We start from the raw sequence: 19,478 nt of genomic DNA, 5'->3' as shown, positions 1-19,478 counted from the left end.
GGGCACGTACATAGCATCATGATAGGCGCGCACTCCGCTGGGGCGAAGTATTTGGACAGGAAACTTAGTACCCCTTTGTTGAGAACGCTCCGAGAGTCCGGCTGATCTCCAAAGCTGTCCCCGCAGCGGCCTCGCCATACTCCTGATACTTCGCTGGCACAATTCTGCTTGAAGGCCCGGAAATCGAGATGGAGCCCGCAGCAGCGCCACCGGAACCCAACAGGGGTACGCCGATCGACGTGATTCCCGTACTGAGACCTTGCTCATTGATGGAATACCCACGGGCCCTGGTGTCCGCGATCATCACTCGAAGCTGGGCGGGATCTACAACAGTCTGCGGCGTCAGGGCTTCAAGCGGGCCGGCCAGATACTCATCCACGAATGCGTCATCGGCTGCCGAAAGGTAAGCCATTCCCGTGGAGGAGGCGTGCATGGGGAGCCTCGACCCCAGAGGCAGGAACGCCCGGAGGACATGAGGGGTGTCCAGGCGTTCGATGATCAGCATGTAACCGCGGTCCGGCACAGCCAGGTGCACGGTCTCGGTGGTGTCCAACTGCAGCGCGTTCAATGGCCCCATGGCGGCATCACGGATGAGCGAACCGCTGCTTCCGCGACTGGCAACGGCAAAGGCATGGTTGGTCAGGACCCACCTCCCGGCCTGAGCCTCGGACTGCGCCACCCACCCCAACTCACCCAGCGTCCGGAGCATGCGCAGGACTGTCGCCTTGGGTACATCCACCTCCCTGCTCAACTCAGAAAGGCCCGCTGGCTGATTATCGGAGACTGCCTCCAGCACCCGAATCGCTGTGACCACGCTCTGCGTACTCATCCACTCTCCCGCTTGACCGACATCACTCTGTGCCCTACATTACAGGCGACTTCCAAAAATGAACCAAGGGTTCATCCAGTGAACCGATGTAGTTTGATTGGAGAACGGGCCTATGGAATTACAGATACTCGCCCTGGCCATCTTTGTGGGCGTCTTCGTCCTGGCAACCCTGCGCAAAGTGCACATCGGAGTGCTCATGTTCGCAGCCGCAGCCGGCGTCGGCGTGTGGATGGCCGGAATGACCATCGACAAGGTGGTTGCGGGGTTTCCCGTCGGAATCCTTGTCCTGCTGGTTGGAGTGACCTACTTCTTCGCGATCGCCCAGGCCAACGGAACCATCGATCGCATCATCGAAATGGCCATCACCAAAGTGGGTGACCGCGCCTTCTTCCTACCCTTGGCCTTCCTCACGCTCACTATCGGCATCTCAGCCATGGGCTCGCCGTTGGCCGGACTGGTCATGGCACCCATCGGAATGCCATTGGCCAAGCGCTACGGTATCGACCGCATGCTCATGGGAATTGCGATCGGCTCAGGTCTTAGCGCCGGCGGATTCGCACCCACCAGCCTGTTTGGCATCGTCACTTACGGCACAGCCAGGGCCGCCGGTATTGACCTCGATCCCCTAATCCTCTTCAGCGTTGCGCTGGGCACCAACCTCCTGCTGTTGGCCGCCGCCTACATCCTGTTTGGCGGGTTCAAGTTACTCCACACGCGCACCGCCGACGGTTTTGGCAGCAACGTGCCACGCTTCAGCGCAAACCGTCCGACGCCGTCGCACCCCTTTGAGCGCGAAGGCAACATCGCGCGGGGCAAGCAAGCGGCCGAACAGTCCGTCCAGGTCCTGGACGAACCGCACGCCGCGCCCCCGCAGCCTGCACGCTTGAACCGCAACCAAATCATCACGGTGCTTTGCATGGCCGGACTGGTTGTCACCGTCATTCTCATGTCGATCCTGGGCGCCAGCCCGGACATCGGCGTCCTGTGCTTCGCGTTCGCCTCCGTCCTCACACTGTGCGACCCACAATCCGGGAAATCGGCCGTGGCTAAGATCGACTGGTCCACCGTCCTGCTGGTAGGCGGGATCATCACGTTCGTGGGCGTGCTTCAGACCATGGGAGCGGTGGCCCTGCTCGGCGAAGCAGCCGGCGCCGTCGGGACTCCCTTGCTGGCCGCGCTGGTGATTTGCGCGATCGGCGGCCTTGTCTCCGCGTTCGCCTCCACCACAGGGATGCTCGCGGCGCTGGTGCCGCTGGCCCTTCCGCTGGTGGCGTCCGGGGACATTGCAGGGTGGGCGGTTATCGCCGCACTGGGCGTGTGTTCGTCGATTGTTGATGTCTCGCCGTTCAGCACCGTTGGCGCCACCTTCGTGGCCACCGTCGACGCCTACGAACGCCCGCGAATCACCAAACACCTCACGCGCTGGGGACTGTCCATGGTGGTGGTAGGGCCTCTCGTCCTGGTGGGCGCCTTGGTGCTTCCGTCCAGTTTCTAGTCTTTTCAACGCACGAAAGGTGCCCCCATGCTCAAACCACTCCGCGGAATCACCGTCATCGACCTCAGCCGAGCCCTCGCCGGCCCCTACTGCACCGCCCTCCTGGCAGACATGGGCGCCAGGATCATCAAGGTGGAAAGCGTCAACGGGGGTGATACCGCCCGCCAGTGGCCCCCGTTCCAGGACGGTCACAGCCTCTATTTTGACTCCGTTAACCGCAACAAAGTGTCCGTGTGCCTTGACTTCTATTCAGCCGAGGGACGGGACATCCTCTCCGGCCTGATCGCTGACGCGGACGTCCTGGTGGAGAACTTCAAACCCGGCACCCTGGACATGATGGGGTTCACTGCAGCACGACTGCGGGAGCTCAACCCGGGGCTCCTGGTAGGGTCCGTCACCGGCTTCGGCAACACCGGCCCCCTCAAGGACGACGCCGGACTGGACCAGGTGATCCAGGGAATGTCCGGGCTGATGTCCGTCACGGGTCCCGGGCCAGGTTCGGCCTATCGTGTGGGTGTGCCAATCGTGGACATCACTTCCGGAATGATTTGTGCGTTCGGAATCGTTTCGTCGCTCTTGGGAGGCCGTAACGGCGAGCGCCCCGGCCGGGTTTCTACTTCCCTCCTGGAGACCGCACTGAACTTATCAGCCTTTCAAGGACAAAAGGCACTCAGCCTCGGAGAAGCACCCACGCCGCAGGGCAACAACCACCCCGTCATTGCGCCGTACGGCATGTTCGCCACGGCCACGGAGTCCCTCAACATCGCGGTGGGAAGCGACAAACAATGGCGGGCATTCTGCGGCTTACTCGGCATTCCCTCTGCCGTGGAGGACCCCCGGTTCATCACGGGCGCGGACCGTTCGGCAAACAGGGATCAGCTGACAGGACTCATCGAATCTGCGCTTAATGCGAAGCCCGCAGCCGAGTGGGTTCCGCTGATCAGCCGGGCAGGAATCCCCTGCGGCCCTATCTTCGACTACACGCAGGCACTCGCCTCGGAGCAGGTTGCCGTCTTGGGACTCGTGCAGCGCCGCCAGCGCCTGGATGGGTCCGAGCTCCCACTGCTCCGCGGCCCGCTCAGCTTGGACGGCGAAGCCAGCGAAATCCTCTCGCCCCCTCCGCTGTTGGGCGAGCACACTGCCGAAGTACTGATGGAGCGGGGAATGACGCACGACGACGTCACCCGGCTTGAGCGCGAGGGTCGCATTGTGTGCGGGCCGGCAAAGATTGGAGCACAGCGATGAGCACCGTTTCCGAAGTAGCGCGCCCCCGGGCAGGCCGTATCTCCGTCGGGATTACCGACGGCGTGGCCACCGTGGAGATCTCCAACCTTGCGCAGCGAAACGCACTGACCAAGGCCATGTGCCTGGAGATCCAGGAACTGATGCCGCGACTGGACGCCGATCGGGATGTTGCGGTGGTTGTGCTGCGCGGCGCTGGAGATACGTTCTGCGCCGGGGCATCCATCAGCGAGCTGGGCTCGGTGCTGTTGGACCCCCAGCCGGACGGTTCGTCGGTGGATCATCTCAGCAGGGCTGATTCAGCCATCGCCTCCCTGTCAAAGCCCACCGTTGCCTTGGTGGATGGAGCCTGCATGGGCGGCGGCTGGCAGATCGCATCGGCCTGCGACTTCATCATCGCCAACGAGCGTTCAGTCATAGGGCTGACACCGGCCAAGGTCGGCATCATCTATCCACGGCCCGGCATCGAACGCCTTGTCCGACTGGTGGGACATGCCAACGCGAAGTACATCCTCCTCACCGGACGAACGTTCAGCGCAACGGAAGCCAGAGCGCTCGGATTAGTGGCCGACATCGTTCCTTCCGAGTCCTTTGAGGAGAAGTGTGCAGCGCTTGTCAGTTCCTTGGTGAGCCGCTCGCGGTTCTCCATGCACTCGATGAAGCGGCTGGTGGACATGACGGATATCGAGCCTTCATCCGATATTGACTTGGAGTGGGCGGGCGCGTGGTCGGCGATGCCGGCCAGCCCGGACATGGGGATCGGGATCAGCGCTTTCCTCAACCGCGAGCAGCCTCAGTTCACGTGGCGGCCCGCGTAGTGAGTAGCTCCTAAGGCGTGATCTGCACCTCATCCGGCACAACTGAGGCCCTCCCCGCGTTGTACATAAAACGAGCTGTACAGAAGACGAAGGGAGGGCTCATGCTCATTGTTCTGACGGGAATTGACGGGTCAGGAAAAACGACGGCGGCCCGCGCCTTGGTCGATTCGGCTCGCGCTGAAGGACGAAGCGCCTTGCTGCTCAGTAATCACGCTGCACGCCGGAGGATGTCGCTCTTATCGGCGCGTTATGGCTGGAACGTGGCGCCGCGGGTCGCTGACTTCATCGAAACCGGTGTTCGCCTGTTCAACGTGCTGGTCAACCATGCGCGTGCCCAGCAGTTCGACGGCTTGGTGGTCATGGACCGCCACCTGCACTGCCAACTGGCGCTGCGTCAGGCCAGCGGATTGCAACGGGGCCTCTTGCTCCCGTGGCTGTTGGAGAAGCTCCCTGTTGCTGACTTGCATGTGCACTTCGACACGGATCCCACTATTGCCCACGAACGGGTCATGGCGCGGGGGACGGACCAGGAAACGGTTGCCGACCTGCGGGCATTCCGGGCGGCGTATCGCGCACTGCCGGAGTATGAGGACTTTGTTGTCGTAGACGCCAACGGGGAACCTGGCGACGTCCTGGCCCAGCTGAATCGCGTGATCATGGCCAAGGAACCGGCCGGCATCTAGCCCAGCCAACTCGCAGTAGTGGCTATTCTGAGCGCTGAAAGCAGCCGCTACTGCAGCCGCGGAAGCAATCCTTACCCACGTTGGCAAAAGGCGCGCCCCTTAGTCCCGTGGGCGCATCAGCGGCGGGTTCAGCACCGCGCGGGTGGGCTGGCCCGGTGTCGGACGCGCCTCGGGGGCGAGCCTGAACAGCGCAGCCGGCCGTCCGGCGTCGCCCGTTGTCATTCGGCCGGTGTCCTCCAGAAAACCTGGCGTCCCCGTGGCTTTTCTGTGGAAGTTCCGCGGGTCCAGACGCGTTCCCCACACAGCCTCATACACGGTGCGGAGTTGCGCGATGGTGAATTCCTCGCCGCAGAAGGCCGCACCCAGCGGCGAATATTCGAGCTTCGACTTTGCCCGTTCCAAGGCGTCATCGAGGATCCGTGCATGGTCGAAGGCCAGTTCAAGTTTCCCGTCGAGGACATCGCGAACTGGGTACCAGGCGGCCTGCTCCGCATCACTGCCGGCCGACAACACCGGGAAGTCCGGCGCCAGCAGCAGGTGGGCGACGGTAAGGACGTCGCCGCGGGGGTCTCGCCCCTTCGGGCCGTAACTCCCCAACTGTTCTAAATGCCCCGGAAGATGTTCGACGCCGGTCTCCTCCGCGAGCTCCCGGCCAGCCGCCTCCAGCAGGTCCTCGCCCGCCAAGACGAAGCCGCCCGGCAGCGCTGGCTTGCCGCGGAAAGGCTCGATGAGGCGCGTGATGAGGAGTACGTTCAGCTGGCCGTCGCGCACGGTGAGGGGGACGACGTCGACAGTCACCGGGAAGCGTTCGGGCGCAGGATGAGATTCAGGCATGAAGCAATCGTAGGTAATTATCGTCATGTTGACAATAAAGAGAGTAGCGCGCTAGTCTCTGGTTATCGTCAAGTTGACGAAAATTGAATGAAAGAGGCGAATATCATGGCCACCATCAAGCGATACCCCTGGATCAGCCACTTCCTCGGAAGCCCCACCGGTTACGTCGTACACCTGCAGAAGGGTGCGGTTAGGCGCCAAGGAGTGGGCCAAGCCTTCTGGTTCCGGCCTGCAAACTCCGTGCTGAGCGAGGTGCCGGTGGACGACCAGGAACTGCCCACGCTGTTCCACGCCATCACCCGCGACCACCAGGACGTGAGCGTCCAGGCCAACGTGACCTACCGCTTCATAGATCCCGTCGCGGTTTCCACGCGACTCGACTTCGGACTGCAGGCCGCGGGCAAGGCTCCGGCAACCGGACGCGAGCAAGTCTCCACGATCATCGGCCAGCTGTGCCAGAGCCACGCGATTGACCAAATCGCCACCACCACACTCGCCGAGGCGCTCGAACGCGGAGTCAGCCAGCTCCGGCTCGTCCTCACCGAAGCACTCCGGGCAGATGCCAGATTGCAGTCCACCGGCATCGAAATTCTCGGCGTGCAGGTCCTGGCCGTGCGGCCCGAATCCGATGTTGAACGCGCACTGCAGACACCGGTACGTGAACAGCTCCAAGCCGAAGCCGACCGGGCAGTGTACGAAAGGCGGGCAGTCGCCGTCGAACGTGAACGCACTATCTCCGAAAACGAGATGGCGAGCCAGATCGAACTCGCGGTTCGCCGCGAAAACCTGGTGGCGCAGGAAGGTGCCAACGCCCGACGCGCTGCGGAAGAGAAAGCAGCTGCCGGACTGATTGAGGCTCAAGGATCTGCTGAACGCAAGGGTATTGGTGCCGCCGCCGAAGCCAACCAAATCCGTTTGGTCGGCGAAGCAGCCGCAGCCCGCGAAGCCGCCACCATGGAGGTCTACCGCGGCATGGAACAGGAGACCCTCCTGGCCCTGGCGCTCAAGGACGCAGTCGGCAGCCTGCCGAACATCGGGAACCTCACCATCACTCCGGACCTGCTCAGCGGAGCACTTGCCGGGCTGTTCAAGGAACCCGCCGCCACCGCTGAAATCACCAAGTAAGGACCCGTCATGGCAACTCCGCGCATCGTCATCGTCCACCGGCGGACCGAACTGCAGGAACTCCTGGACCGGCACGCTACCCGCGGCCAGGCCGAGTTCTTCCTCCGCACCCGCGGTCGCAGCATTCAGGACGTGCAGGAGCGGCATGATCGGCTTACTTCCGCCCTCGCGACCATCAGGGCGGCAGTACCGTCCGACTGGCGGCAGGCGGAAGTGGAACGCGCGGACCTGAGCCGCTTCCTGCTCACGGCCGAGGACATCATCGCCGTGGTGGGGCAGGACGGCTTGGTGGCGAACGCTGCCAAGTACCTGAACGGCCAGCCCGTGATCGGCATCGATCCCGAGCCCGGCGCGAACCCCGGCGTCCTGGTCCGGCACACACCGGTGGCCGCCGCAGCCCTCCTGGCCACGGGCGACGTTGGGCGGCTGCGCCGCCAGGACCTCACCACTGTGACGGCAACGCTCGACGACGGCCAGCAGCTTTCGGCGCTCAATGAAGTCTTCGTCGGGCACGCTTCGCACCAATCGGCGAGGTACTCCATCGCGGCGCCCAGCTTCACTCAAGCCGGTGGGCTGACGGAACGGCAATCCTCGTCGGGCCTTATCGTTTCCACCGGTACCGGGGCCACTGGTTGGTGCGCCTCGATCGCCTTGGAACGAGGTGGCCGTGCCCTTCCGGCACCGACCGATCCGCGGCTTGCCTGGTTTGTGCGGGAAGCCTGGCCCTCCCCCGTCACGGGTGCCTCGTTGACGGAAGGTGTCCTGGAAGCCGGGGAGGTGCTGCGGATCACCGTGGCCTCCGATCAGCTGGTGGTGTTCGGCGATGGCATGGAAGATGACAGGCTGACGGCGTCATGGGGGCAAGAGATCACGGTGCAGTTGGGGCAACGGCCGCTGAGGTTGGTTGTTTGATTCGTATCTGTACGCCCACCACTTGGTGAGTACCGACAAGGAAGCACCGTGTTTGTGTCGTCTCAATAGTCGAAAGCTCGGCTAAGGTAGGCACACCTGTCGATATTGAGACCAATGGGGGTCACATGGAATTTGCAGAACGACTGTCGGCACTAGCGGCAAAAGTGCGTCAGCAGCGAGGTGTTATTGAGACGGAGGAAGCGACGAAGAACGCTTTCGTCATGCCTTTCATCTCCTCAATTCTGGGCTACGACGTTTTCAATCCGCTTGAGGTAGTTCCCGAGTTCACGGCAGATGTGGGTGTGAAGAAGGGTGAGAAGATTGATTACGCCATCGTCAAGGATGGCGAAGTGCAGATTCTCATTGAGTGCAAAAAATCGATTGAGCCCGTAAAAATCGAACACGCCTCTCAGCTGTTCCGCTACTTTGCGGTAACCAACGCCAGGATCGCAATTCTCACTAACGGTGAGACCTATCAGTTTTTCACCGACCTCGACGCCCCAAACAGGATGGACGCCAAGCCGTTCCTGGTGCTGGACCTGAACGACGTTGATGAGACCCTGTTGCCCGAGCTCCAGAAGCTTTCCAAAGACGTTTTCGACCTAGATTCCATCATCAGCGCAGCAGGCGAACTGAAATATATCGGTGAACTCAAACGGACCCTCGCTGCACAGTTCCGGGAGCCCGAAGATGAATGGGTCAAGTTCCTAACATCTCGTGTCTACACGGGCGCGTACACGCAGCGCGTCCGCGAGCAGTTCACGGCACTGGTCGCTAAGGCGACGAAGCAATTCCTGAATGATCAGGTCAACGAACGGCTTAAGAAAGCCCTCGGCGCCCAGGCATACGCGCCCAGTGACGATATAGCTGCCGCCGCAGTTTCCAGCAAGCCTGTCGCCGAGGCCGATCTGGCAGAGGCGGATGCTTTGGAGACAACTCTTGAGGAAATTGAGGGCTACCAAATCGTGCGCGCTATCGTTTGCAGCGAAGTAAAACCCAACCGAGTTGTTCAACGTGACGCAAAGTCATACTTCGCAGTGCTACTTGATGACAACAACCGGAAGCCGATCGCCCGCCTCCATTTCAACCGAACCCAGAAGTACATCGGCCTGTTCGACGCCAATAAAGAAGAGACACGCGTTCCGATAACTTCACTGGAAGAGATTTATGAGCATACAGAGGCTCTCAGGGCGAGCGTGAAGAGCTACCTCTAGCTGACGGGTGGGAGGTGACTGATCGCCTCCGATCCAATTCACCCTCAATTATTCCATTCGGCGCAGTATTCTACTGCTTACACCTCTGCCATATCCAAAGCCAGTACGAAGTGCTCACCATCCTTGCGCTCACCAGGACGGTTGGTGCAACAGCGGGACTGGCAGTGCGCATCTGGTCCCGGGCTCGACGCCGCCTGGACACTTGGTGCGCGCCGCCGACCCGCTCTTGATCCAAGTCGCGCAACGGTGCCGTCGTTCGCGGTGCTGGACGAAGGCTTGGCGGGTGGCGCGCTGTCGAGCTATTACCGCGGCGGACTACTGGCCGGAGCCATTGGCTCCATCGTCGCAGCAGTCGTCGCCCTGGGTGGTCGGCGTCATGGGGGCAAGAGATCACGGTGCAGTTGGGGCAGCTGCCGTTGAGGTTGGTTGTTTGAGATTCAACCTGCCCTCCCAGCTGTACGCCCACCACTTGGATTGATTTTGAACAAGGGCCGACACGCCCTGTTCATGGCGTGTCCCGGAGGCCACAGCGCTCGAAGTTGGTGGTGGCGGCCCGCCCACAAAGCGAGCTGGGCCGGCCTGTGGCACCGTCCATTTTCGATGTCGCTCCTGCTCCGGATATAGGAATCGTTAATCTCGAGTCAGGTCACCTTGGACGTTGCAATGAGACGCTCAACGTCATCCGCCAGTTCTGAGACCGGTCGACGACTATCGAGTTCGATGGTGGCCCCGTTCCGAAGCAGCGGTTCAACCTCGAGGGCGTATTGGCGTATCGCCGACTGGTCCGCTTCTGAATTGCCGTAGGGATTATTCGTACGAACCGATACCCGCTCGATCAGGACTTCGATGGGTGCGCTCAGGAGCACAACAGCAGCGAAACGGTCATAGAAACGTCCTTGATTTTCGACGGTTCCCGAGACAACCAGGGTCGCATCCGACGCCAAAAGGGCCGACATCCGCGGTTCATCCCATGTGCCGTCCGGAAGCACCCAGCCGTCGAGGTCAGTGTCGATCGTGCGGTAGCCTCGCCGGGACAACTCGTGCAGCACCGTTGTCTTTCCCGACCCTGACATTCCGGTGATAAGGATTCGAGACATGAGAGCCAGCGTATACCGTGCGCCCGAACGCCCTTTTTGGATACGCCCTAGCGGGCGTACGTCGCATGCATGCTGCGGACCATGCGAACGTCCCTCACGTCGTCTTCGATTTTCACTGTCCCGTCGGCTACAAATCCATTCTTCCGGTAGAACGCTTGGGCGCGCGGATTAGGGTCGGCGACCCAGAGCGTAGCAGGCGCAGTAGGGTCGATGACTGCATTGAGTAGGGCCTCACCCACCCCTGAACCGTGGAAGGCGGCATAGGCGTAAAGGACATACAACTGCCAGGTCTCTTCAGCGGAGTCCGGAATGGGACCTGACATGGCGATACCGATCAAGGTGTCTTCATGGAAAGCGACGGCGACCCTGTTCTGTTCATACCGAGAATCAGTGAGCGCTGCGGTCCAGAATTTCTCGCGCCATTCCAGGAGCCCTGGATCGTCTAATACCTCGTCGCTTATCAACCCCCGGTAGGTTTCGCGCCAAGTATCAACGTGAACCCTCGCCATGTTTGGAGCGTCTGCAGGCTCGGCACGACGCACCTCAAAGTTGATCGTCATTGCTCAAAGGTACAGGCGCAGAAGCTGGTAGTCGGGCAAATCCGGCATCGAGGAGTCAACACCTTAAGCACGCCGGCAAGGCAATTCTTTACCGTGCCTTACTCCCACTGTCCTTTACATTTCAACCGTTGTTCCTCGCCTAGCCCCGCGATAGGGTGACCGGACCGTCCACCCACATCATCGTCTGGAACAACTCTGGGAGACACCATGACACATGTGAGACGTCAACTGGCTGCGGCCACGGCAGCCTTGGCACTAACCGCGACGAGCGGCGCGATGACCAGTCCGGCTTTCGCCGATCCCCGCGAAACCGAGAAGAACGCCACAGCCACCGGTTATGGCGGTGCCGTGAGCACGGTGGATCCCGAAGCTTCCGCAGCCGCCATCGAGGTTCTGAAGAAGGGTGGAAATGCTGCCGACGCCGCCGTCGCCGCAGCTGCAACCCTGGGCGTTACCGAGCCCTACAGCGCAGGCATTGGGGGCGGCGGTTACTTCGTGTTCTATGACGCAAAGACCAAGCAAGTGGGCACCATTGATGGTCGAGAAACCGCTCCGGCGGGCATGCCGACCGATGCCTTCATAGATCCTGCTACCGGCAAACCCTACAGATTCACCCCGGAACTCGTCACCAGCGGCGTCTCCGTCGGCGTCCCCGGCACACCTGCAACATGGGAGCGGGCCCTGGAACGTTGGGGGACGTTGGATTTGGGTGAGGCACTGAAGCCGGCCATCAAGGTGGCCAACCGCGGTTTCGTTGTGGACGAGACCTTCCGGCAGCAAACCCTGGACAACGAGGTCCGATTCGACACCTTCACGTCCACGCAGGATCTGTTCCTTCCCGGCGGTGACGCTCCCGCCGTCGGAAGTGTCTTCAAGAACCACGACCTCGCGGCGACGTATCGCCTGATGGCCGAGGAGGGCATCGACGCCTTCTACGGCGGTCCGCTCGCGGAGGAAATCGTCAGGACGGTAAAGGCTCCGCCGAAGTCGGGCGATACTGACCTCCCCGTTCCCGTCGGGTTCATGACCACGCAGGACCTGGCCGACTACAAGGTGCTGAACCAGGACCCCACCAAGGTGGAGTACCGCGGCTACGAGGTCTATGGCATGGCTCCTTCCAGCAGCGGCGGCACCACTGTAGGTGAGTCGCTGAACATCCTGGAGAACTACGACCTCAAGGGAATGGAACCCGTCAAGGCCCTGCACCATTACCTTGAAGCGAGCTCCCTGGCATTCGCGGATCGTGGCGCCTATGTTGGCGATCCGGCCTTCGTGAATGTCCCCACCGCGAAACTGCTGGACGACGTCTTCGCTAAGGAACGCTCCTGCAATATCAATCCGACGGCGGCCGCTACCAAGCCTGTCGCCCCGGGGAACGTGGAAGATTACGACGGCGCCTGCCCGCCTGGCGTTGCACCGCTCGCCAACGATTCGGATACCGAGAATATCTCCACCACGAACCTGACCGTCGCCGACAAGTGGGGCAACGTCGTGGAGTACACGCTCACGATCGAGCAGACTGGTGGTTCGGGAATCGTTGTGCCGGGCCGTGGCTTCCTGCTGAACAACGAGCTGACCGACTTCAGCACCGTCTACAGTGAGACTGATCCGAACCGGATCCAGCCGGGTAAGCGTCCCCGGTCGTCGATGTCGCCGACCATCGTTTTGAAGGATGGCGATCCATTCCTGGCTCTCGGCTCCCCCGGCGGTTCAACCATCATTACTACCGTGCTGCAAACCATTCTGAACCGCATTGACCTCGGAATGGACGTCTCGGAAGCCCTCGCGGCTCCGCGGACGTCACCCCGGAATGGCCTCACAGTCACCTCTGAGCCGGCCTTCATTGAGGCTTACGGTCCCGCTTTGGAGTCCTTGGGGCATGATCTGGTTCCGGCTGGCGATGCCTTTACATCAGCGGCCGAAATCGGCGCGGCCACAGCCATCGAGTTCAACCCGGATGGATCGCTGACAGCTGCTGCCGAACCTGACCGCCGGGGTGGTGGATCAGCGATGGTGGTCAAACCAGCAAAACCGGGCAAGTAACTACGGACTCGCTTGCCGCGGACCAACCATTCCGTGGCAAGCGAGTTACTGTTCGTTTTGGCCTGCCCTGCGTCCCTGAAGATATCGCCAGAACATAACGACTGCGGCGACCACCATGATGACTCCCGAAACGGTTGACCACACTGATTCACCGCGGTTCGAGATGAAGATGGAGACAGCGTAGGCAGCGAGCGTGAGCGCCAGGAGGAGCCAGACCAGGGGTTTGGAATTCACTATTTGTTCCTTAATTTGATGATTGGACTGTCAGGCCAGGTCTCGCCTGAGAAACACCCAACTGGCTGCCGCTAATACCACTACAAGCCAGCAAAGGGCACCGGCGAAAGACGCTGATGCGGGTATGTTGACAGCCACGTTCTCCGCCCAGTTGGCGGCGAGGGTTGGAAAGAGGAGCAGTCCTGTCTCCCCCAGATATGGGGACAGGAGTTCCGGGAGCGCCAAGCTGAGAGGCACAACGAAGAGGCTCACCAAGTGGTTGCGGATAAGGGATCCCAGGGCGAAGCCCCACAACGAGCCCATACCAGCGGTCACCGCGAAGCCCAGGACGGTAGGAAGGTTGAGGCGTCCTGCACCGTCCACAAATGTTCCGGACAGGCCGAAGGCAATCCCCATCGAGGCACCGCTAAGGAGGGCTGCCAAGGTGGTTGTTGTTGCCCGGCTGGTAAAAGCAGGTCCTCGCTGAAACAGCAAAACCCGTCTGCTGAAGCTGCCAGTGCGGTAGTCCGTAGTGAAGCAGAATGAACCCACGACGGCAGCCCCCGTGAGCATAAGGGAGAGCCCGGTTTTATATAACACCCGGTCCAGACCCGGTGTTGGTGCTTGGGATTCAAGACTGGCGGCGACAATGATCAGTCCTAAGAGCCCCACCATCAACAAAGCGCCTATGGCCGAGCTTTTCCAAAGCCATGGCCGTTTCAGGTCAGAGCGGAAAGCGGGCATCACAGTGAGCACCTAAAACTCCCTTCCCTTGACCGTCCACACAGCAGCGACACCTGACGCAAGCAGCCACCCGCAAGACACAAGGAATGCTGGCGCGGGCTCGAACAACCCTTCAAACGGCAGTGAAGCGACTCCGGCCAAGGCGCCTGATGGAAGCCACCGGGCTACCTCGGAGGTGTTGGTCAACAACGGCAACTCAAGGGCGAGTGGGATCAGCAAGGTGAGTATCGTCGTCGCGTAGTACTGCCGGATGATCCAGCCGAGCGAACAACCCCAGATGGATCCCAGCGCCGATGCCATCACCACGCCGGGAACCTCCTGACACGACTCCGCAGACAAAAGCGCTCCACGAACTTCCGGCGGCAGCGAGAACGCTACGCTTCCACCCCACACCGCTATTCCTGTGATGGCAGTGGCGAGGCCGATAACCAGGGCGGCCAGGTACTTGGCCGCCATCACTTGCCGCAGCCCTGACATCACGATGCTTCGTCGAAGTGTCCCGTAGTAGGACTCCCGGGTCACAAGATAGCTCCCGGCAAACGTAGCAACGGGCGCAATGCTTGCGGCCAGGGACCAGAACGCCTGGACATTTTGGGCGGCCGAAAGCTCCCCCGAGTTGTCCGGCCATCCGAGGAAGTTGGCAACGAACCAAGGCACCAGGGCACTGAACGCCAGGATGCCCACCACGGAATACCCGCTGAAATACCTCAGTAGCTCCGATCGAAGTCCAGTGGTCAGCCAAGCCACAGGGTCCTTGGTGGCCACAACATCCCTGGTCATCGGGCACGCTCCAGAATCTTGAAGTAAGCGGACTCCAGGCTCCCGCCACCTAGAGCTTTTGCCTCCTTCAGGGTTCCCCGGAACAGCGTCCTTTGCTTGAGGATCACCACTTCGTCGGCCACCTGTTCCAGTTCCATGAGCTGATGGCTTGAGACCAATGCGCTGCCCCCGGAAGCAGCGAAGTCCCTGAGGAATTTCCGCAACCACTGGATGCCCTCCGGGTCCAAACCGTTGGCAGGCTCGTCCAGCACCAGGAGTTGGGGTCTGCCAATCAGCGCGGACGCGATCCCGAGCCGCTGCCGCATCCCCAGGGAGTAGTCGCGAACCTTCTTTCTGGCCTCTGCTGCGAGGCCAACCTGCTCAAGAATCTGATCCACGTTCTCGCGATGAGCACCGGCAGCAAGCTGGCAGATCTGAAGGTGACGGAGTCCTGTCAGCCCGGGTTCTATGTCCATTCCGTCCAAATTCACTCCTACTTTGGTGGCGGGCCTTCGCAAGGATCGGTAGTCGCTTCCAAAGACTGTTGCCCGCCCGGAGGTGGGTTCCACCAGACCAGTCAAGCCTGCGAGCGCTGTGCTCTTGCCTGCGCCGTTGGGTCCGATGAGGCCCACTACCCGGCCGGCCTGCACATCGAAGGTCAACTCTTGGACCGCAAACCGCCCGCCCCTCTTCTTACTGAACTTCTCGAAGCTGGCAGTGATTGTCATGAGTGCCCTTTCGTGGAATCTTCACTCGTGGAGTCGTTGGTGGCACTCCCGGTTTGGCCGGGCCACAGCATCGAATGGGTCAGGGAATCCCACAGCCACTCCCCTAGGTTCATGTGGCCCTGGCTGGACACTTCGGCCCGCCCGGATCCGGGCAGACGTTCCGTGGCTGCAAGCTTGGAGTCCTCAGTGAGGTGGCCTGAGTAGGCAAACACGGGAAGGCTGTTGCCTTCCAAAGCGATGGGAACGATCGTGTCCAGCGGCGCCCAGGATCTCGACGGCGGTTGGTCACCGATCGTGGCACTACCCAACTTTTCGTGGAAGATCATTCCCTGCGACTGAAGTACAACTTCATCTCCCGGCCGCAACGTCCTGCCAGCGGCTTCGGGAGGCATCACGATCTGCAGCGCACCCTCCGAATACGTGTAACCGGCCACCGTCACCGGTTTCACCGGGATGAAAGCCGTCAGGACTGTGATTGCCAGTGTTCCCAGGAGCCCTGCGAGCACTCGCCGCCACAGCGGACTTCCGTTCGCGGCAGCATTACTGAAGAACCGGACGATAGCTGTTCCCGCCATCATCAGCAGCAGGCAAAGGACTGCCGCGACAACAATGTGCCCTGCAATCCCCAATTGGAGGAAGACAGGGACAAGCCTCTGGTACCCAATCACCATGAACCCAATACCGGAGATGAAACTCGCGAGCCCGAACCAGGCCAGCCAGCCGTAGTTTCGGTAATTGGGCAGCGAACCCAGAAGGTGGGAACTCACAAAATCACCCGTGACGTTCAAGGATTTCTGCCGCAAGTGCGGAACGTCCACCGCTGACATCAACGCGACGTAGCCGTCCAGCTTGATGAACGGGAACAGGTTCAGAACTGCCACGGCGTAGCAAATGACCCCGTAAAGGAGAACTGCATCCTGCAGCCATGACGCCGGGAGGAACCCGTGGACAGATAACGCAATGCTACCGAGGCCGAGGTGAACCAGCGGACCTGCGAGCGCCACAAATACCCGCTGCTTCCGTGAACCCAACCTCCATCCATCGGTTACATCACAGAAGAAGGCCGGTGACAGGTAGAACAGCATGATCCCGATGCGTCTGGGCGTGCCGCCGCAACACGTGAGGGCAAGTCCATGCCCGAATTCATGGAGCAGTGTGGAAGCGAACATGGCCGCCGCTACAAACAGGTAGGCCTGCATTGGAAGTGGCGTTGATAAGACTCGGCCGATACTGGGTCCAGCAATGAAGACACCTGCCACGCCGCCGAGCAGGAGCAGCACGGCAGCCGCCACCGCCTTCGGTCCGGACACGGTCGTCATCAGCGGGCGGATGAACTCCAGCAGGGGTGCTGGGTTGAACAGGGTGAACTGAACGGTCAAGGGAGGCCTGAACTGGATCCTTCGGCTCCCGCCCGACTGGGTACCGGCGTCGAAAATTCCTGTCTTGGCCAGCTGCCGGACAATTCCCACGACGTCGGCGGCAGTCCAGGGGATCCCAAGGTACTGGGCCACCTGCACAGGGTTCCGGACCCCATCCAGCGCGTTCAGGACAGCGGCCACATCGGCGGAAACGCGCGCTTTGGGGACACTGGCCATAGCAACGATCCAAGGCGCACCAGCTTGCAGAGGAGCATCGATGGATGCCGAGGATGCCAGCTTTACGGGCCATTCCACTCCGGGCGCGGCTTGAGAAGAGTTCCTCCTAAAAGCCCTCATATCAACGGATGGGGTGTCGTGGACGAACCACCCGGTATCCGGGCCAGCCCCTTGGTTTCGTCCATGGTCAAGGGAATGGCGCCTGGGCAAACCGCTTTGCCTGTAACCCATCCAAGCTTCTGGATGGGTGGAGGCAGCCTATGGGTGAGGCTGACCCAATACGATTTGATGCCCCGGCTGTCCAGCCATTCCACCAATGCGTCTGCTTCGGCGGCAGCTTTTGCCGCTGGAAATTCTGAAGCCATGAAGGACCGAGCCCACTCGGACAGTTCGGCAATGGACTCCGGGCGAGTCCAATAATCGGCCCGTGATTCGTCATCAGTAACCTCTAGAGCCGGCATGATGGAAGGCGTCCGGGCAAGGAAGAGCTCGCGAATTTGCAGGCTCTCCTGAAGCGCTCCCCTCAGTGCCGTCACGGGATCCGCGGCCGCTTTGATACCCACGGCCCCAAACTGCCGCTGGTGGGCACCGCCGTCGTCAGATTTACCGATGATGATGCAAACGGCTGTGTGCAGCGGCCCCTCGTCGGACGGGATGAAGGCCAGGGTGGGCGAGATGCCGCGGGCATGGGCAGCGTAGAGGAGCCCCAAGAGGCGCTGGGTTTCCTGGGTCCCGCGCAATGGATCCGGAATCCCGCCATCATGGAATAGGTGCAGCGCCGTGCGCGTCCGCCAGGCAGCAAGAAATGCGTCACGCTCAATCACTTCGGCAACACCGGAAGCCTTGGCGAAAGCCTCGGAGGGTCCCGATGCCGCACCGTTTGGCGAGGGATCGAAGAACGCATCCCACGGGTAGAGAAGGCCACCACCGTAATCCACCATGGGAGCCGGTACGCCGGATTCTTTCCCGGTCAGCAGGTCTGTTGCCGCGTACCAGGGCAGCTCATAGGCGAGCGCCGAGGCCAGTCCCAAGCCTGGCGTCACGTAGTCAATCCGTTGACTGGCTGTGTCTGCGCCTTGGAGGTGTGCCATTAACAGGCAACCGGAGTCAGCTGCCGTCGGGACCAGCGCAAAACGTTCAACAGCTTCACCGGCCCCTCTCGTTATGGAGGCCCGTCTGTTGACGTCAAAGGCACCCACAGCACACGCGTACCCGGTTCCGCCCGTGCCGGCATTGGCCAGTAGCCCCACCGTTCGCCAGAGACCTACCTCATTCGGCAGGTATACGGAGGCCTCGGATACCAGCCCCAAGGCAGGGTCAAGGGTGCGTGCAGCATCGAGGGTCATTTGGTGCATACCCACAACTCGATGTCGTCCAAACCTGGAGTGCGGGTGGCAATCCGAACGGGCCGACGTTCCTGGATAGTGAGGCCTTCAGCAAGGATTTCTTCCTCGATCAGACTGTTGCTGACAAAGGCGATCCGGCTGGAGTAGGCGGAGGATCTGTACGTGCCGCCTTCGTTGAATCCCACCTGGATCATGGTCACGTGCCGTGCACCATTGGCAATGTCCCGGCTTTCGACCGTGATCAGGAAGGAATCGTCCCCCAGCGGCGAAACTGTTGAGCCGCCGTCGTGATGTTCCGACCCCGACGCACCGTCGGCATTCACTACCGTCAGCAGGAATCGGCCGGCCGGCGCCAAAGATTCGCGCACTCTGCGGAACAGCTCCCGCCGTCCGCGCGGGTCAAGGAGGGTAATGGAACTCGCGCCGAGCACCACGCAACCAAATTCGCCTCCTACGTCGAAGCTGGACATGTCCGCCTCCACCAACTCAACCGGCACACTGCGGGGGTTGAACGTGCGGTCTTCTGTCTTGCCCTGCAGCATCGCCAACATTTCCACCGAAGAATCGACGGCGGTCAGCGGACGCCCGAGGGCAAGGAGTGCGCGGGTGATCCGGCCGGAACCGGCGGCCAACTCCAGGATTGGTCCAGCAGTCTTGCGCGCCGCGGCGAGGATCTCGGGGAGTTCGGTGAGGTCTTTGGCAGTGATTTGGTCGTACAGACGGGATCCTGAGGCACTGTACATATCCTCCGGCGGGTCCAAGTGGCCCAAGATGCGAAGGATGGCATCAGCGGTCTTGTCAGGTGCGTTGTTCATCAGCGTGTGCTCTCCGGGAGTTTGATGGAGGTCCGGCGTACACGCGGGCGGTGACGGATTACCGTGCACCACCCGCGTGCAACGGTTATGTGGCGGCGATTCCGACGACGATGCCGGCGATGATGATGACGTCACCAACGCGGATGTACCACGGCGTATCATCCGGGGTGTCGAGGTTCTCCAGCTCTTCGATGGACAGCTGAAGGTTCGAGTTTGCGATCATGGACTCCTCCTTTCCTGAGTTGTGGGTGAGGGCTCGGCCTAGCCTTAGGTGATGCTGACGGCGATGATGCCGATGGCAACGCCCTGGGTAACACCGATGAACCAGTTGTTAAAGTCCGGCGTATCCAATGACTCGATCTCCTGGATGGAGATGTTGAGCTGGTTCTGCATGCGTTCACCTCCCTTCCTCTGCGAATTCCTTGA

The 19,478-nt window shown here is 61.2% G+C and carries 21 protein-coding genes; 8 read left to right on the top strand and 13 right to left on the bottom strand.

Features of this window, described 5'->3' with window-relative positions:
• Positions 1–64 precede the first annotated feature (64 nt).
• The gene (locus AC0J5Z_RS05870) at positions 65–829 is read right to left on the bottom strand and encodes an IclR family transcriptional regulator (protein ID WP_475038115.1); all 765 of its coding nucleotides are present in this window, start codon (positions 827–829) and stop codon (positions 65–67) included.
• A 112-nt stretch (positions 830–941) separates the two neighbouring features.
• Between AC0J5Z_RS05870 and AC0J5Z_RS05865 the strand changes: the two genes are divergently transcribed.
• The 4 genes from AC0J5Z_RS05865 to AC0J5Z_RS05850 all read left to right on the top strand — a co-directional run bounded on the left by AC0J5Z_RS05865 (position 942) and on the right by AC0J5Z_RS05850 (position 5,067).
• Positions 942–2,324 carry an SLC13 family permease gene (locus AC0J5Z_RS05865; RefSeq protein WP_475038114.1) on the top strand — a complete coding sequence of 461 codons (1,383 nt, stop codon included), beginning with the start codon at positions 942–944 and terminating at the stop codon, positions 2,322–2,324.
• Positions 2,325–2,351: 27 nt separating this feature from the next.
• Positions 2,352–3,569 carry a CaiB/BaiF CoA transferase family protein gene (locus AC0J5Z_RS05860; RefSeq protein ID WP_475038113.1) on the top strand — a complete coding sequence of 406 codons (1,218 nt, stop codon included), beginning with the start codon at positions 2,352–2,354 and terminating at the stop codon, positions 3,567–3,569.
• Positions 3,566–4,384: an enoyl-CoA hydratase/isomerase family protein gene (locus tag AC0J5Z_RS05855; protein ID WP_475038111.1), complete on the top strand. Its 819-nt coding sequence runs from the start codon at positions 3,566–3,568 to the stop codon at positions 4,382–4,384. The genes AC0J5Z_RS05860 and AC0J5Z_RS05855 overlap by 4 nt, the downstream gene beginning before the upstream one ends.
• A gap of 101 nt (positions 4,385–4,485) precedes the next feature.
• The gene (locus tag AC0J5Z_RS05850; RefSeq protein ID WP_475038110.1) at positions 4,486–5,067 is read left to right on the top strand and encodes a dTMP kinase; all 582 of its coding nucleotides are present in this window, start codon (positions 4,486–4,488) and stop codon (positions 5,065–5,067) included.
• 99 nt (positions 5,068–5,166) lie between these two features.
• Here the strand turns inward: AC0J5Z_RS05850 and AC0J5Z_RS05845 are convergent, their stop codons facing one another.
• Entirely contained in the window at positions 5,167–5,928 is a 762-nt protein-coding gene (locus AC0J5Z_RS05845) for an NUDIX hydrolase (RefSeq protein WP_475038108.1), read from the bottom strand.
• A 78-nt stretch (positions 5,929–6,006) separates the two neighbouring features.
• Between AC0J5Z_RS05845 and AC0J5Z_RS05840 the strand changes: the two genes are divergently transcribed.
• From AC0J5Z_RS05840 to AC0J5Z_RS05830, 3 genes are all read left to right on the top strand, one after another.
• Positions 6,007–7,026 (top strand): SPFH domain-containing protein, encoded by a 1,020-nt coding sequence (locus tag AC0J5Z_RS05840; protein ID WP_475039582.1) that lies wholly within the window; start codon positions 6,007–6,009, stop codon positions 7,024–7,026.
• 9 nt (positions 7,027–7,035) lie between these two features.
• Positions 7,036–7,938 (top strand): diacylglycerol kinase catalytic domain-containing protein, encoded by a 903-nt coding sequence (locus AC0J5Z_RS05835; protein ID WP_475038107.1) that lies wholly within the window; start codon positions 7,036–7,038, stop codon positions 7,936–7,938.
• 125 nt (positions 7,939–8,063) lie between these two features.
• Positions 8,064–9,152: a type I restriction endonuclease gene (locus AC0J5Z_RS05830; protein ID WP_475038106.1), complete on the top strand. Its 1,089-nt coding sequence runs from the start codon at positions 8,064–8,066 to the stop codon at positions 9,150–9,152.
• A gap of 641 nt (positions 9,153–9,793) precedes the next feature.
• Here the strand turns inward: AC0J5Z_RS05830 and AC0J5Z_RS05825 are convergent.
• Both AC0J5Z_RS05825 and AC0J5Z_RS05820 read right to left on the bottom strand, forming a co-directional pair.
• A complete protein-coding gene (locus AC0J5Z_RS05825; protein WP_475038105.1) occupies positions 9,794–10,249 on the bottom strand; it encodes an AAA family ATPase in 456 nt (151 codons plus the stop codon).
• Positions 10,250–10,296: 47 nt separating this feature from the next.
• The gene (locus AC0J5Z_RS05820; RefSeq protein WP_475038103.1) at positions 10,297–10,809 is read right to left on the bottom strand and encodes an N-acetyltransferase family protein; all 513 of its coding nucleotides are present in this window, start codon (positions 10,807–10,809) and stop codon (positions 10,297–10,299) included.
• Between the two features lie 207 nt (positions 10,810–11,016).
• Between AC0J5Z_RS05820 and ggt the strand changes: the two genes are divergently transcribed.
• Entirely contained in the window at positions 11,017–12,852 is a 1,836-nt protein-coding gene (gene ggt, locus AC0J5Z_RS05815; RefSeq protein WP_475038101.1) for a gamma-glutamyltransferase, read from the top strand.
• Positions 12,853–12,897: 45 nt separating this feature from the next.
• Here ggt and AC0J5Z_RS05810 read toward each other — a convergent pair whose 3' ends face one another.
• The 9 genes from AC0J5Z_RS05810 to AC0J5Z_RS05770 form a co-directional block, all read right to left on the bottom strand.
• Positions 12,898–13,086, bottom strand: a complete 189-nt coding sequence (locus AC0J5Z_RS05810; RefSeq protein WP_475038099.1) for a hypothetical protein — start codon at positions 13,084–13,086, stop codon at positions 12,898–12,900.
• Positions 13,087–13,116: 30 nt separating this feature from the next.
• A complete protein-coding gene (locus AC0J5Z_RS05805) occupies positions 13,117–13,821 on the bottom strand; it encodes a hypothetical protein (RefSeq protein WP_475038097.1) in 705 nt (234 codons plus the stop codon).
• A complete protein-coding gene (locus AC0J5Z_RS05800) occupies positions 13,822–14,589 on the bottom strand; it encodes a hypothetical protein (RefSeq protein ID WP_475038095.1) in 768 nt (255 codons plus the stop codon). It abuts the gene before it with no gap.
• On the bottom strand, positions 14,586–15,296 hold the full coding sequence (locus AC0J5Z_RS05795; protein ID WP_475038093.1) for an ABC transporter ATP-binding protein: 711 nt from the start codon (positions 15,294–15,296) through the stop codon (positions 14,586–14,588). Before AC0J5Z_RS05795 ends, AC0J5Z_RS05800 begins: the two co-directional genes overlap by 4 nt.
• The gene (mpaP, locus tag AC0J5Z_RS05790; protein WP_475038091.1) at positions 15,293–17,011 is read right to left on the bottom strand and encodes a daptide biosynthesis intramembrane metalloprotease; all 1,719 of its coding nucleotides are present in this window, start codon (positions 17,009–17,011) and stop codon (positions 15,293–15,295) included. Before mpaP ends, AC0J5Z_RS05795 begins: the two co-directional genes overlap by 4 nt.
• Positions 17,008–18,246, bottom strand: a complete 1,239-nt coding sequence (locus AC0J5Z_RS05785; protein ID WP_475038089.1) for a YcaO-like family protein — start codon at positions 18,244–18,246, stop codon at positions 17,008–17,010. Before AC0J5Z_RS05785 ends, mpaP begins: the two co-directional genes overlap by 4 nt.
• Positions 18,234–19,052 (bottom strand): daptide-type RiPP biosynthesis methyltransferase, encoded by an 819-nt coding sequence (gene mpaM / locus AC0J5Z_RS05780; RefSeq protein ID WP_475038087.1) that lies wholly within the window; start codon positions 19,050–19,052, stop codon positions 18,234–18,236. The genes AC0J5Z_RS05785 and mpaM overlap by 13 nt, the downstream gene beginning before the upstream one ends.
• A gap of 85 nt (positions 19,053–19,137) precedes the next feature.
• Positions 19,138–19,275 carry a daptide-type RiPP gene (locus AC0J5Z_RS05775; protein ID WP_166660325.1) on the bottom strand — a complete coding sequence of 46 codons (138 nt, stop codon included), beginning with the start codon at positions 19,273–19,275 and terminating at the stop codon, positions 19,138–19,140.
• Between the two features lie 44 nt (positions 19,276–19,319).
• On the bottom strand, positions 19,320–19,445 hold the full coding sequence (locus AC0J5Z_RS05770) for a daptide-type RiPP (protein ID WP_256870618.1): 126 nt from the start codon (positions 19,443–19,445) through the stop codon (positions 19,320–19,322).
• Positions 19,446–19,478 lie beyond the last annotated feature (33 nt).

Source organism: Paenarthrobacter sp. TRD_SC_7 (assembly GCF_056156245.1).
The sequence above is the reverse complement of the archived record's forward strand: the minus strand, read 5'-3'. Positions and strand labels throughout refer to the sequence as shown.

Bases quoted from the DNA above. Each gene is read 5' to 3' on its own strand.
- AC0J5Z_RS05870 (WP_475038115.1), bottom strand. From the start codon at position 829: ATGAGTACGCAGAGCGTGGTCACAGCGATTCGGGTGCTGGAGGCAGTC.
- AC0J5Z_RS05865 (WP_475038114.1), top strand. From the start codon at position 942: ATGGAATTACAGATACTCGCCCTGGCCATCTTTGTGGGCGTCTTCGTC.
- AC0J5Z_RS05860 (WP_475038113.1), top strand. From the start codon at position 2,352: ATGCTCAAACCACTCCGCGGAATCACCGTCATCGACCTCAGCCGAGCC.
- AC0J5Z_RS05855 (WP_475038111.1), top strand. From the start codon at position 3,566: ATGAGCACCGTTTCCGAAGTAGCGCGCCCCCGGGCAGGCCGTATCTCC.
- AC0J5Z_RS05850 (WP_475038110.1), top strand. From the start codon at position 4,486: ATGCTCATTGTTCTGACGGGAATTGACGGGTCAGGAAAAACGACGGCG.
- AC0J5Z_RS05845 (WP_475038108.1), bottom strand. From the start codon at position 5,928: ATGACGATAATTACCTACGATTGCTTCATGCCTGAATCTCATCCTGCG.
- AC0J5Z_RS05840 (WP_475039582.1), top strand. From the start codon at position 6,007: ATGGCCACCATCAAGCGATACCCCTGGATCAGCCACTTCCTCGGAAGC.
- AC0J5Z_RS05835 (WP_475038107.1), top strand. From the start codon at position 7,036: ATGGCAACTCCGCGCATCGTCATCGTCCACCGGCGGACCGAACTGCAG.
- AC0J5Z_RS05830 (WP_475038106.1), top strand. From the start codon at position 8,064: ATGGAATTTGCAGAACGACTGTCGGCACTAGCGGCAAAAGTGCGTCAG.
- AC0J5Z_RS05825 (WP_475038105.1), bottom strand. From the start codon at position 10,249: ATGTCTCGAATCCTTATCACCGGAATGTCAGGGTCGGGAAAGACAACG.
- AC0J5Z_RS05820 (WP_475038103.1), bottom strand. From the start codon at position 10,809: ATGACGATCAACTTTGAGGTGCGTCGTGCCGAGCCTGCAGACGCTCCA.
- ggt (WP_475038101.1), top strand. From the start codon at position 11,017: ATGACACATGTGAGACGTCAACTGGCTGCGGCCACGGCAGCCTTGGCA.
- AC0J5Z_RS05800 (WP_475038095.1), bottom strand. From the start codon at position 14,589: ATGACCAGGGATGTTGTGGCCACCAAGGACCCTGTGGCTTGGCTGACC.
- AC0J5Z_RS05795 (WP_475038093.1), bottom strand. From the start codon at position 15,296: ATGACAATCACTGCCAGCTTCGAGAAGTTCAGTAAGAAGAGGGGCGGG.
- mpaP (WP_475038091.1), bottom strand. From the start codon at position 17,011: ATGAGGGCTTTTAGGAGGAACTCTTCTCAAGCCGCGCCCGGAGTGGAA.
- AC0J5Z_RS05785 (WP_475038089.1), bottom strand. From the start codon at position 18,246: ATGCACCAAATGACCCTCGATGCTGCACGCACCCTTGACCCTGCCTTG.
- mpaM (WP_475038087.1), bottom strand. From the start codon at position 19,052: ATGAACAACGCACCTGACAAGACCGCTGATGCCATCCTTCGCATCTTG.
- AC0J5Z_RS05775 (WP_166660325.1), bottom strand. From the start codon at position 19,275: ATGATCGCAAACTCGAACCTTCAGCTGTCCATCGAAGAGCTGGAGAAC.
- AC0J5Z_RS05770 (WP_256870618.1), bottom strand. From the start codon at position 19,445: ATGCAGAACCAGCTCAACATCTCCATCCAGGAGATCGAGTCATTGGAT.